Origin of the sequence: Staphylococcus xylosus (assembly GCF_002732165.1) — a bacterium.
Lineage (GTDB): Bacteria > Bacillota > Bacilli > Staphylococcales > Staphylococcaceae > Staphylococcus > Staphylococcus xylosus.
Map to the genome: position 1 here is coordinate 406,191 of NZ_MRZO01000002.1, position 13,412 is coordinate 419,602.

The 13,412-nt window shown below is 33.2% G+C and carries 11 protein-coding genes and 1 riboswitch; all 11 genes read left to right on the top strand.

Annotated features, from left to right (window positions below):
* Positions 1-233: 233 nt before the first annotated feature.
* Positions 234-1,157, top strand: coding sequence for an AEC family transporter (locus BTM19_RS05110; protein WP_029379224.1), 924 nt, complete (start codon positions 234-236; stop codon positions 1,155-1,157).
* 101 nt (positions 1,158-1,258) lie between these two features.
* On the top strand, positions 1,259-2,746 hold the full coding sequence (gene xylB, locus BTM19_RS05115; protein ID WP_029379225.1) for a xylulokinase: 1,488 nt from the start codon (positions 1,259-1,261) through the stop codon (positions 2,744-2,746).
* 149 nt (positions 2,747-2,895) lie between these two features.
* Positions 2,896-3,005, top strand: a riboswitch (TPP riboswitch).
* A 59-nt stretch (positions 3,006-3,064) separates the two neighbouring features.
* The gene (locus BTM19_RS05120) at positions 3,065-3,658 is read left to right on the top strand and encodes a thiamine phosphate synthase (RefSeq protein WP_037557364.1); all 594 of its coding nucleotides are present in this window, start codon (positions 3,065-3,067) and stop codon (positions 3,656-3,658) included.
* The gene (locus tag BTM19_RS05125; protein ID WP_370444961.1) at positions 3,645-4,751 is read left to right on the top strand and encodes an NAD(P)/FAD-dependent oxidoreductase; all 1,107 of its coding nucleotides are present in this window, start codon (positions 3,645-3,647) and stop codon (positions 4,749-4,751) included. Before BTM19_RS05120 ends, BTM19_RS05125 begins: the two co-directional genes overlap by 14 nt.
* Entirely contained in the window at positions 4,752-4,952 is a 201-nt protein-coding gene (gene thiS / locus BTM19_RS05130) for a sulfur carrier protein ThiS (RefSeq protein WP_029379227.1), read from the top strand.
* A 1-nt stretch (position 4,953) separates the two neighbouring features.
* The gene (locus tag BTM19_RS05135) at positions 4,954-5,721 is read left to right on the top strand and encodes a thiazole synthase (protein WP_029379228.1); all 768 of its coding nucleotides are present in this window, start codon (positions 4,954-4,956) and stop codon (positions 5,719-5,721) included.
* Entirely contained in the window at positions 5,721-6,719 is a 999-nt protein-coding gene (locus BTM19_RS05140; protein WP_029379229.1) for a ThiF family adenylyltransferase, read from the top strand. The genes BTM19_RS05135 and BTM19_RS05140 overlap by 1 nt, the downstream gene beginning before the upstream one ends.
* Before the next feature lie 230 nt (positions 6,720-6,949).
* Positions 6,950-8,800, top strand: a complete 1,851-nt coding sequence (gene nrdD, locus BTM19_RS05145; protein WP_099265765.1) for an anaerobic ribonucleoside-triphosphate reductase — start codon at positions 6,950-6,952, stop codon at positions 8,798-8,800.
* Positions 8,797-9,333 (top strand): anaerobic ribonucleoside-triphosphate reductase activating protein, encoded by a 537-nt coding sequence (gene nrdG / locus BTM19_RS05150; RefSeq protein WP_038679252.1) that lies wholly within the window; start codon positions 8,797-8,799, stop codon positions 9,331-9,333. Before nrdD ends, nrdG begins: the two co-directional genes overlap by 4 nt.
* Before the next feature lie 383 nt (positions 9,334-9,716).
* Complete coding sequence (locus tag BTM19_RS05155) at positions 9,717-10,700, top strand: choloylglycine hydrolase family protein (protein WP_038679250.1); 984 nt, start codon at positions 9,717-9,719, stop codon at positions 10,698-10,700.
* A gap of 183 nt (positions 10,701-10,883) precedes the next feature.
* Positions 10,884-13,412 (top strand): GA-like domain-containing protein (locus BTM19_RS05160; protein WP_142378965.1); only part of this gene is annotated, 2,529 nt, incomplete at its 3' end.

The following is a 13,412-nucleotide window of genomic DNA, read 5'->3' on the forward strand; positions in this document are numbered from 1 at the left end:
GGATTTACTAATACAGAGACAAGTTGTTTAACGTGAAACAAAGCTTAACAGTCTTTGGGGCATATTCAGATTTTGCATTATATAAAAGAAATTGCTTCGATAGCTCATATGCAGAGAGTTTTAGCATAAAATATGTGTGATTGATTTTTTCAAAGGGGGTACTTATGTAAATTTCTCATTATTTCATAAGTATAAAAAAGTTAGTGGAATTAGGCAAAGGGGGCAAAATTAAAATGCACGAAATGTTGATTATTTTAGAGACTGTATTGTTGCCTATTTTTATTATGATTATAATAGGATATATATTGCAGAAAAAGTTTTCATTAGATTTAAAAACATTAGCAAAATTAAACATATACATATTTGTTCCTGGATTCATATTTGTGAAATTTTATAAGACAAATTTTGAAATCAAATTATTATTGTATATCGTATTATTCTTTATCATATACATAATTATTCTTTACGGTATTGGTAAGTTATTGACATATTTTGGTACAAAGGATAAAGGTGAAGCGACAACTTTAACGAATAGCATATTATTCTTTAATTCAGGCAATTACGGTGTTCCAGTAAATGATTTAGTATTTAAAGGAGATCCTTTAGCTATGTCTGTTCAAGTCATTGTACTTTCCTTGCAAAATATATTTACTTTTTCATATGGCATATTTTCAATACAAGCTGTACATATTGGGAAAATCAAGGCAATGTTGGGTTACTTTAAGATGCCTGTTTTATATGCTTTGATATTCGCCATTATTTTAAATTATGGTAACGTTACCATACCTAAGTTTATATGGACGCCCGCAAACTATATTGCAGATGCAATGATTGCAATTGCTTTAATATTATTAGGTGCTCAAATTGCTAATATTAAATTTAGTTTTAAATGGTCAAGTTCATATGTGTTTATATTTGTTAGGCTGATTGTTGGACCGGTAATAGCCCTTGTAATTATCAAACTGATGGGGCTTGAAGGTATCATAGCACAAGCGTTATTTATTACTTCAGCCATGCCTACGTCTGTTAACAGTTCAGTTATTGCCCAGGAATATGATAACTATCCTGAGCTTGCAGCAGAATTAGTCTTTTTATCAACATTACTGAGCGCAATAACCGTAGTCATCGTCATTTATATATCAAAAATATTATTCTAACTTCAGATTCATTGTAATATCATATTATTGGAATTTTGAAAGTTATTTCAATATGATACAGTTGTTGAATATTTAAAATCTAACAAAAGGAATCGATGATATTGAATGAAGCAGTGTTAGGGATAGATGTAGGAACAAGTTCAGTTAAAGTTATTGCCGTAAATAAAGAAGGAGAAGTTCTAGCTAAGGTTAGCGAAGAGCTTGATATTATACAACTTCAATCCGGATACAATGAGCAACAACCAGACGAATGGTTTGAAGCAACAAAATCATGTATTAGACAAATATTAAGTAACGATTCGTTGAATGATATCTTTATTCGTGGCTTATCATTATCTGGTCAAATGCATAGTTTAGTGGCATTAGATAGCGATAATAAGCCGATTCGAAATGCGATTTTATGGAATGATACTCGATCTACACGTCAATGTGCAACAATAGAACAGCACTTTGGTAATTATGTGTTATCAAATCCAGTGTTAGAAGGTTTTACACTAACGAAATTACTGTGGATAAAAGATAATGAACCTAACAATTGGAACAAAATAGCAACATTCTTATTACCAAAAGATTATGTGCGGTTTAGGCTAACTGGCAAAATAAATATGGAATATTCAGATGCTTCGAGCACACTATTACTAGATCCAAAACAAAAAAATTGGTCGAAGACAATTGGTTCAAAATTTGGTATCGGTGATATTTATCCAACACTCGTATCATCTGGAGATTTTATTGGATATTTAGAAAGTAGCTTAGCTAAATCATTAGGATTAAAAGAGTATGTAGCGGTTTTTGCGGGTGGTGGTGATAATGCATGTGGCGCACTTGGTGCGGGTGTTATCAAATCCAATGATACATTATGTAGTATTGGTACGTCTGGCACGTTATTAACTTGTGAAGCAGATGAAGGGAAGGCGTATCACCATAATTTACACTATTTCAATCATGTTGTAGAGAATAAATCATATGTAATGGGTGTGACGCTTGCTGCTGGAGATAGTTTGAATTGGTTAAAAAATCATGTGTTCCCTAATTTAACTTTCAATCAAATTTTAAGCTTAGCAAGTGAATCTACAATTGGCAGTGAAGGTTTGTTATTTGCACCATATCTCTCAGGTGAGCGTACACCACATGGCGATTCGCAAATTAGAGGTAGCTTTATTGGGTTAAGTACGTTACATACAAATGCAGATATAGCCAGATCAGTAATTGAAGGTATTACATACTCATTGTATGAAACATTGGTACATCTACGTGAAAAGGGGAAGGACATAACGCATATTACATCAATCGGTGGTGGTGCGAAAAATGATTTTTGGTTACAATTACAAGCTGATATTTTTAATACGAAAGTCAGTAAATTAAAATATGAAGAAGGGCCTTGCATGGGGGCTGCGATGCTAGCTATTATAGGATTGAATTGGTATAAAAGCGTAGAAAAGATAGTTGATCAATTTATTATCTATGATAGAACCTTTTATCCAAATAAAGCCCATCATGAACGCTATGTTAAATATTTTGAAGTATATCAAGAAGTCTATCGTCAGACCCGACCTATAACAGCACGTTTGTTAGAGTTGTCTTTATAAGTAAGACAATACATACTTATGCTAGCTGATATTAGGTACATGTGGTACGAATGTCAAAGTGAGACTTGAAATGTGAATCATTATAAGTTAGATTGTAAGTAATCGCTAAAACGTGTGAAATGAATATTTAATTTGAAAATTTAATAGATAGAAACCACTGGAAGTGCCTTTGATAAAGGCTGAGACCGAAGTAATAACTGAGGGATTCCTAGAACCTGATCCAGTTCGCACTGGCGTAGGAAAGTGGCGTTTTCTATGATAGAAGTAATCATATAACGTTATTTTTCCACCAGGAAAAATAACGTTTTTTTATTTGGAGTGATTATATTGTTTGTTGCTATTACACCATATCAAGATTTATCTGAATCACATATTAAGCATTACTGTGAAATCGAAGGAGTTATAGATTATTTATTAATTAGAACTCCAATGACTACTGAAGAAGTAATTCAGTGGGTTCATGAAATAATAAAAAATGGATTTTCTAAGGATAAGATTATTATTCATAGCGATATCAACGTAATCATACAATGTGACTTGTCGGCAATTCATTTTAGAGAAAATGACCCTCATATTGAGGAGGTACAAGCTAATTATCCCGATATACAAGTGAGTATGTCTACGCATCATAAAGATGGTGTTGCTAATGCTAAGTATTTAGGGATAGACTTTGTGTTGTTTGGACACGTATTTGAGACACCTTCTAAACCTCAGCAGACACCTAGAGCAAAGTCGGAGGTTGAAGGAGCGTTACAAATTGATATTCCGATTATTGCAATTGGAGGTATTAATCAACATACTATGCCCTCCTTACCTAGTGGATTTTCAGGAATAGCCGGTATTTCTATTTTTAATCAATATTCGAAACAAAAACTCATGAATATGAAGGAAGTGTGGGATGGACATGTATGATGTCATTATTATTGGATCAGGAGTCATGGGCATGTCAATCGCACGTGGGTTAAGTCAGTCTTTTGCGAATATAGCTGTGATAGATAGAGATGAAGCAGGTAAGCATGCATCTTATAAAGCGGGTGGAATGTTAGGCGCACAAAATGAATTCACCGAAAACAGTGCTCTGTTTAGTTTAGCAACAACTTCTCAAAAGATGTTTGAACCTCTGAGAGATAGTTTGTTGGAAGAGGTTGGCGTGGATATTGAGTATTTAAATAGTGGGTTAATAAAATTGGCTGCTAATCATTATGAGAATAAAAAGATTGAACAGCAATATCAATTTTTAAGACAACATTTTACATCTGTAGAACGTCTTAGCTCGACTGATGTTCAGCACATGTCCAATGGAGCGATTACTTCAAAGCATACAAAGGGTCTTTATATGCCTGAAGATCATCAAATCAATGCAAATCACTACACCAAAGCGTTATTGAAATCACTATCACATCGACATATAGATAGGATATACCAAACAACTGTAACCCATGTTGAAGCTATAAAAGGCGGCTACCGTGTGGATACACAAAGTGAAACTTATTATACTGAAAAGTTAATTGTCACGGGTGGCGCTTGGACAAGCAGACTTTTACAACAATATTTACCTTGTGAAGCGGTTAGTGGTGTAAAAGGAGAAGTACTATTAGTAGAACAACCTAATTTAAATTTGGATGTGACCATGTTCCTGACAAATGGTTGTTACGTCGTTCCTAAATTAAAGAATAGATACTTAATCGGTGCAACAAGTTACTTTGATGACTACTCAGTTGGGGTGTCTAATTCAGGAAAATCATGGCTTAAGTCACAAGCTTTGCGTTATATACCTGATTTAAAAAATTGGAAAATTATAAACCAATGGTCAGGCATACGCCCTTATTGTCAAAATGAACATCCTATTATGGATGAAGTGAATAAAGACTTATTTGTCATTGCTGGCCATTATCGCAATGGAATTTTACTTTCACCTTTAATCGGTGAGCTGATAAGTCAGTGGATTATCAATGGGCATAGGCCAAAACAATTATATGATTTTAGATTAGCAGAGGTGAAATAAATGAAATGTAAGATTAATGGTGACGTATTTAACTTTGAACAGCCAATTAATATACAAGAAGTAATTCAATCATTAGGATTGGATGAAACACGCATTATTGTAGAGCACAATGAAACATTAATTAAGAGAGAACAATTTACATCTCGAATAGTCAATGATGAAGATAACTTAGAATTATTAGAATTTGTAGGAGGCGGTTAATATGTTTAAAATAGGCAACTTTACATTAAATTCAAGATTATTATTAGGTACAGGAAAATTTGAAAACGAAAAGGTACAAACTCAGGCTATTGAAGCATCAGAAACAGAAGTATTAACTTTTGCAGTGAGACGTATGAATTTATATGACAAAGATTTACCTAATCCATTAGCAAAAGTTGATCTATCGAAATTCATCACGTTTCCAAACACTGCAGGGGCTAAGACAGCTAAAGAAGCAGTCCGTATAGCAGAAATTGCTGATCACGCAGGCGTTTGTGACATGATTAAGGTAGAAGTTATTGGTGATGACGAAACGTTACTGCCAGACCCATTAGAAACATATGAAGCATGCAAAGTATTGTTGGAAAAAGGTTATACAGTCTGTCCATATATATCCAATGATGTTGTGTTAGCGAAACGCTTAGAAGAATTAGGTGTTCATGCAATTATGCCGCTTGCCTCTCCTATTGGCACGGGAAGAGGAATCAATAACCCATTAAATTTGCGCTATATTATTGAACGCGTTAATGTACCAGTAATCGTAGACGCAGGTATTGGTTCGCCTAAGGATGCTTGTCATGCGATGGAATTAGGTGCTGATGGTATTTTACTTAATACGGCAATATCAAGTGCAGCGGATCCTGTGAAAATGGCAGAAGCAATGAATAAAGGGATTAGTGCTGGAAGATTGAGTTATGAAGCAGGAAGAATACCTGTGAAGTATACAGCACAAGCATCGAGCCCAACTGAAGGTATTGGGTTCTTATGATAGAACGCTATAATCGACAAGTAAGATATCATCAGTTTGGTGAGCATGGTCAAAGCCAACTTCAAAAAACTCACGTCATGATTATGGGTGCCGGTGCACTTGGTAGTCACAGCGCAGAAATGTTAGTAAGGATGGGAGTAGGCTCACTTACTATAATCGATATGGATATTGTTGAATTATCTAATTTACATAGACAGGCGTTATATGATGAGTTAGATGCAGAAAAAATGCTGCCTAAAGTTGAAGCTTTAAAACATAAGTTGAATCAAATCAATAGTAACGTAGAAGTAACAGCAATTAATCGTGAAATAACCAATTTAAACATTGAAAATTTATTAACAACATATCATCCGCATATTGTTATAGATGGTATGGACCATTTTAAAATAAGGTATTTAATAAATGAATCTTGTAACAAGCAAAACATACCTTGGATTTACGGTGCTGCAGTTGGTAGTAAAGGTACTGTTTATGGTATCGATGATCAAGGACCATGTTTGAAATGTCTTCTTGAAACAATGCCCAGTACTGGTGAAAGTTGTGCAATAAATGGTGTGCTGCCACCAGTGATTTATCAAGTAGCTAGTATGCAAGTTTCCGAGCTAATGAGGTGGGTCTCTGGCGAAGCATTTTCAAAAAAACTTATAACTATAGATTGCTTTAATATGCAGTATAAATCTATGGATATTAGTGCTTTAAAACAAAGTGATTGTAATGTTTGTGAGAAACATGAATATGCATTATTAAACGATAAATATGACGCCAAGATAGAGAAACAATGCGGAGACATGTTCTTGTTACGCTTTAATGCCGACATTTTTAACCATACTGATTATTTACCTGTAACTGTAAAAAAATCTAATGATTTTGTGAAACTATTGGCGTATGGATCTCATGAAATCACCTTGTTCAAAGATGGGAGAATGAATATCTATGGTGTTGAAAATGAGGCAGAAGCTAAGAACATTTATAGAGTAATTGCAAAGAGTTTGAGTTGAATATAAAGTGATTTAAAACACTGACTAGGCAATAGGATGATTAACTATTGTGTAGCAGTGTTTTCTACATTTTTAGGTTATTAATATAGATATTTTGAAAACGCAATTAAAGTTCACGAAAACTTCGAAATGTTTTTACGAATTTGTGAACGGCTAGGTCATTCATTGAAACACTATATATTGTGTTATAAATTGTAATAAGACACAATATATAGGAATGAGGGGATAAAATGAATAAACTCGAACAAGATTTAAAGAATTTAATAACTAAAGATCCTACAGTGATAAATGAAAATGCCAACAAGGATAGTGCCACATTTTCGACAATGAGAGATTTAACAGCCGGTGTAGTATCTAAATCATATGCGATAAATTATTTATTACCAGAGCATGTTGCAACAGCTCATAAAGAAGGAGACATACATTTTCATGATTTAGATTACCATCCTTTTCAGCCGCTTACTAATTGTTGCTTAATAGATGCAGAAAGTATGCTCAAGCATGGTTTTCAAATTGGCAATGCAACTGTGACCTCACCTAAATCAATTCAAACAGCTTCTGCCCAACTCGTGCAAATCATTGCCAATGTTTCTAGTAGCCAATATGGAGGATGTACAATTGATCGGGTTGATGAATTACTAAGCCATTATGTTCAATATAATGAAGCTAAGCATCGAGGATTGGCTAAAAAATTTGTGCAACCACAAGACATAGAAACGTACGTTGATTATCGAGTTTCACAAGATATTGAAGATGCTATAGAAAGTTTAGAGTATGAAATAAACACGTTATATACGTCTAATGGTCAAACACCTTTTGTAACGTTAGGATTTGGGTTAGGAACAGATACATATAGTCGTAAAATACAACAAGCAATTCTTAATACTAGAATCAAAGGTTTAGGTAAAGATCGTATTACCGCCATTTTCCCAAAACTCGTCTTTTCAATTAAAAAAGGTGTGAATTTTAGTTCGAAAGATCCAAATTATGATATAAAACAGTTGGCATTAGAATGTTCTACTAAAAGAATGTATCCCGATATTTTGAATTATGATAAAACGGTCGAAATATTAGGTGATTTTAAAGCACCGATGGGGTGTAGCTCATTTTTACCATCTTGGAGAAACGAAGACGGGGAATTTGAGAATAATGGAAGATGTAATCTAGGTGTTGTGACATTGAATGTACCTAGAATAGCAATTGAATCTAATGGTGACATTGAAATGTTTTGGAAGATATTCCATGAACGAATGTCAGTAATGCATGATGCTCTAGTATACCGAATTCAACGTATTGCCGAAGTGACACCTGATAATGCGCCTATTTTATATAAAAATGGTGCATTTAAACATCGTTTAACTGATGAAGAAGATATAATGACGTTGTTAAGAGGAAAACGAGCTACCTTATCAATGGGATATATCGGTTTGTATGAAGCGGCTACAGTATTTTATGGACCTAATTGGGAAACACAGTCTATAGCTAAAAAATTTACATTAGATATATTAAAAGCAATGAAAGTTTACCAATTGAAATGGACTGAACAATATGATGTTTGGTTCAGCGTTTATAGCACACCAAGTGAGTCACTAACTGATCGTTTTTGTAGACTTGATATAGAGAAATATGGTGAAATACCGAACGTTACAGATAAAGGATATTATCAGAACTCATTCCACTATGACGTGAGAAAAGATATTACACCATTTGAGAAAATTGATTTTGAAAAGGATTATCCTTTTTATTCAAGTGGCGGTTATATCCATTACTGTGAATATCCAAAATTAAATCATAATTTAAAAGCATTAGAAGCAGTATGGGATTATTCATATGATAAAGTAAGTTATTTAGGTACGAATATTCCGATTGATCATTGTAGAAAATGTGACTTTAGAGGTGATTTTAAGACGACAGCAACAGGCTATAAATGTCCTGAATGTGGCAATGATGACCCTACTACGGTTGATGTAGTAAAACGTACATGCGGGTATCTTGGTAATCCGGTTCAACGCCCTACAATTGAAGGAAGACATAAAGAAATGTGTGCACGAGTGAAACATTTGAAAGACCAAACAACATGACAATATTAGATATTAAAAAAGGACAAGGTTATATTGCCAAAATCGAGTCACAAAGTTTTGTTGATGGAGAAGGTGTCAGGTGTAGTTTATATGTTTCAGGATGTCCATTTGCCTGTGAAAATTGTTATAACAAAGTGGCACAAAATTTTAGATATGGTGAAAGGTTTAACGATTTAATCTTGGAAGAAATATTAGAAAACTGTGAACCAGGTTATATTTCTGGATTAAGCATCCTAGGTGGAGAACCATTTTGTAATTTAGATATTACATTAAAATGCGCTCAAGCATTTAGGGAGAAATTTGGTCATTCAAAGACATTGTGGGTTTGGACAGGTTTTTTATTTGAATATTTAATGGAAGACAAAGGGGAAAGAAATGAGTTGCTTAAACATATAGATGTACTTATAGATGGTCCTTTTATTAACCATTTATACCAACCTAATCTACCATATAAAGGCTCTTTGAATCAGAGAGTAATTGACGTAAAAGCATCTTTATCACAAACGCGAGTACAAGAACTACAACTAACATAATTTAATATAAAAACAAGGTTGAGATAAATAATCTCATAACTACGACTATCAACTTAACAAAACAGTTCGTTATTTTTATTATGCATATATTGCTACATTAAAGTAGATTTAGGGCGAAAATATATTGGACTTTTCACTTATAGGGATGGGACAACACAATCATTTTGAACAAGGTGATTTCTGTCTCATCCTTATTTTTTATTATTTTTAGTGAAGCCGTTACATGGTGAAAATTTGTTTTAAGTATCAGATATTCGGTAAGTGCATATATCACAAGCGAATTACTATTAATATAAAGCATAATTAATTAAAATAAATATTGATAAAAGATACAAAATAATTAATTTTTTGACATAGGGAAGGTTGAGAGGAGCAAATTAATCATGTGTACTGGTTTTTCATATTTATCGAAAAGTAACCAAGTGATATTAGGGCGTACAATGGATTTTGTGTATCAATTAAAAGGAAATCCAGCAGTACAACCACGTCATTTCTATTGGGAATCCCGCATAACATATAAAGGTAAAACAAAGTATGGTTTTGTTGGATCAGGGAGTGATATGGAAGGATTCTTATTTGCAGACGGTGTAAATGAACATGGCCTAGGTGCTTCAATACAGTATTTTAGAGGATATGCAACATATGCCACAGATGTTCGAGAAGGATATATGAACATTGCTCAAAGTGAAGTGATTACATGGGTATTGGGTTACAATCAAAATATTGAAGATTTAATAAAAAATGCTAAATCTGTAAATGTTGTCTCACACACACTCAATGATATAGCTGAAGTTCCTCCGTTACATTATCATATTACGGATGATTCAGGTAGAACGATTGAACTAACTTTTGAAGATGGTAGTATGATCATAAATGAAAATCCAGTAGGAGTCTTAACTAACAATCCAGATTTGAATTGGCATTATGAAAATTTGAGGAATTATATAAATATTACGCCGCAACGTCCTCAAGCAAGCCAATTAATGAATACTATTTTCCCCACATTAGGAAATGAAGGTGGAACATACGGATTACCTGGTGGGTATACTTCAGCTGAACGTTTCGTGCGTATGGCTTACTTAAAAAATAACTTAGAAGAAACAACTAATGCAGAAGAAGACATACTCAATGCATTTAAACTTCTAGAAAATGTAAGCATACCCAAAGGTGCAGTTCGAGACGAAGAAGCGGCACTTCATTATACTTTGTATCAAACGGTCTTAAATTTAACTACACGAATCATGTACATTAAATGGTATGACTCCAATCAGATTACAGAATTACAACTTACAGAAGATTTATTAAATAAAAAAGAATTAACGATATTTGAACCGGTCTCAGGATTAGTAACAAAACAGTTAAATTAACAAATACAATATAAGAGTAAGCGCCTTTCTATTGAATAGGAAGGTGTTTTTTTGGTTTCATCTCAAAATTTTACTGTAAAGAACCATTTTTTTACTCAATATATAAAGTCACTACTACTCTTACTACAACAAAATATAATTGTATATGGTATTTATATTATCAAGAAGGAGAAGTAGACAGCTATGAGAGTACTCGCAGAATATATTGCTAGAAGTAATAACAAGTATTCTATTCGGAAATTTACTATTGGAACAGCATCAGTGTTATTAGGATCAATTCTTTTTATCAATCAAGACAGTGAAGCGGAAGCACATATGATAGAGAGTAAAGAAAAGGTTGAAATACAAAATAACGCCGAGGATCAAGTTATTTCAGAAGTAAAACAATCTGGTTCAGGGGAAGTTGCTAACAAGAATTCTGGAGAAGGACAAAATGACGGAGACGTATCAAATATTGCGAATCAAAAATTAACGGAAAGTGAAGAGATAAACAAAGAAGCACAAAAGCGCGAACACATCTCTGTTAATAATGAAAGAGAAGCAAAAGAAAGCCAAAAGCAAAGTGCAATTTCAGATAAAGTAGATGAAGAATCAAACTATAATATTGAAAAAGAGCAAATAAAGAAGCAAGAAAATAATATAAGTAAAGAAAACAAAGCAACCATATCATCGCAGGAAAAACCTTCTGACAAAAGCACCGACAATACTAATTCAAAGACTGAAGAAAATGATCAATATACAGTAGAGCAAAAAAATGAAAATACTGATCAAATGAAAAATAATAGTGTTATAGTAAACAACGATATTGATAATAATGAACTAAATAACATCCCTGCAAATGTACAAAAAATAGAAAGTAACAGTGATATCAATCAAGCCAATAGCTTAAATTTAGCAAATTTAAATAATGAAATAAAAAAATTAAACCAAAATAAGCCTAAATCAAGAGTGGCAAAGAGTTTAAATATTTCTCGTTACAATGGCCGCTTTATAGATAGACATTTTGGGTGGAGATTAAGTTATGATACTGTACAATCGGGCGATTACATTACAACAGCTTTAAGAGAAGTAGAAAGAAATAGAAATGAATTAACTGAAGAAGAAAGAAAGCTATTTTTAAGAAATATTATAAGACAAACATCATTAAAAAATAATAAGAGTGCTTACAATAATATTTTCAATGGAGATTATGGAGTAGCTGGAAATAGGAAGATTAACGCTTTTCAAGCAGACAGAATAAATCAATTATTATATAAAATGAAAGATTTAACTTTTAATAGAAATAATGATGATTATCGTGCTGTATATACGTTCACAAATCAATCTGATGTAACTAAAAATCATTTTGGTATCGTAGAAGATGAAATTTTTTATAATAATGGAGAAGTACTTATTGCAACAATGGTTTTATCAAAAGAAAAAGGCAGAGGCACTTATCGATTTGAAAACTATGCAATAAGACCCAATCCAAGTCTTAATAAAAAAATAAAGCAAGTTTTCGCAGTATATAATGGTAGACAAAGGGTTCTGTTACAGCAAGACCATTTAGGATATTATTCCTACACTAGACCAGATAGTGGAACTAATGGCAATCCAAATACTGGAGGCGGCTCTGGAGGTAGTGTCGAATTTGTTATATCATTTGATGCTAGTTATTATATAGATATTAACAAGGATAAACTGTTTGGATATATTTTAAGTGACACATTAGATCCAAATGTTCTAAGAGGAGTCAATATTACAAATCAATCTGTTGATATTGATGACGTAGCAAGAAGAATTAATACAGCTCTGATTAAAGCTAAGAAGAAAAAAGCGGAACAGGCAATCGAAGCAGCAGAACAAGCAAAACAACAAGTTGAACAAAAAATTCAAGAAGTTATGGCAGATGGAGCTGTGAGCCCCTCCGAGAAGCAGAAAGTTGATGAAGCAATTAATGCTTTAGAAGAAGCAAAACAAATAGCTATCAATAAAATAAGCGATGTATTAGATGGTGCTTCGGGTAAAAATGATCTCCAAAGAAGAATAGATGGAATTACTACGTCGACTTCTCCAGAAGTGAATGATGTAGATAGTAACGGTGTTGTAGACACTGTTCAATTAGATGAAGCTGCTAGAGCCGTACAAGCAGCAGAAGAAGCTCAACGCGTTGTTTCTCAAAGGTTATCAGAAGTGAATTCAGATGGTTTAATTACACCATCTGAAAAAGATGAAATAGATAGATTAAATCAATTATTGAAAACAGCTAAGGATGTTGCAATAGAGAAGTTAAATGATGTACCAGATAGTGTAAATGGCAAAGGAACACTTAAAACAAAATTGAATAAAATTTCAACAGTAACATCACCAGAAGTAAATGATCGAGATAGTAATGGAGTATTGGACACAGCTCAACTTTCAGAGGCAGAGAGAGTAATTGAACTAGCAGAACAAGCAAAAAGAACTGCAGAAAATAAATTAACTGAAATCACAAGAGATGGGTTAATAAATCCAAGAGAAAAAGCAGAACTCGATGTACTGATTGAAGTTTTAAACAAAGCAAAAACAAACGCAACGGAGAAATTAATCAATGTACCCGACGGTATAGCAGGGAAAGTAGATTTACAAACACGCTTAGATGGCATCGGTACAGTAACATCGCCAGAAGTAAATGACAAAGATAGTAATGGAATCTTAGATACCGTTCAATTAACAGAAGCGCAAAAAGCAATC

What these genes read in the sequence shown, in the direction of transcription:
- BTM19_RS05110 (WP_029379224.1), top strand. Translation starts at nt 234, where the DNA reads ATGCACGAAATGTTGATTATTTTAGAGACTGTATTGTTGCCTATTTTT.
- BTM19_RS05125 (WP_370444961.1), top strand. Translation starts at nt 3,645, where the DNA reads ATGGACATGTATGATGTCATTATTATTGGATCAGGAGTCATGGGCATG.
- thiS (WP_029379227.1), top strand. Translation starts at nt 4,752, where the DNA reads ATGAAATGTAAGATTAATGGTGACGTATTTAACTTTGAACAGCCAATT.
- BTM19_RS05135 (WP_029379228.1), top strand. Translation starts at nt 4,954, where the DNA reads ATGTTTAAAATAGGCAACTTTACATTAAATTCAAGATTATTATTAGGT.
- nrdD (WP_099265765.1), top strand. Translation starts at nt 6,950, where the DNA reads ATGAATAAACTCGAACAAGATTTAAAGAATTTAATAACTAAAGATCCT.
- nrdG (WP_038679252.1), top strand. Translation starts at nt 8,797, where the DNA reads ATGACAATATTAGATATTAAAAAAGGACAAGGTTATATTGCCAAAATC.
- BTM19_RS05155 (WP_038679250.1), top strand. Translation starts at nt 9,717, where the DNA reads ATGTGTACTGGTTTTTCATATTTATCGAAAAGTAACCAAGTGATATTA.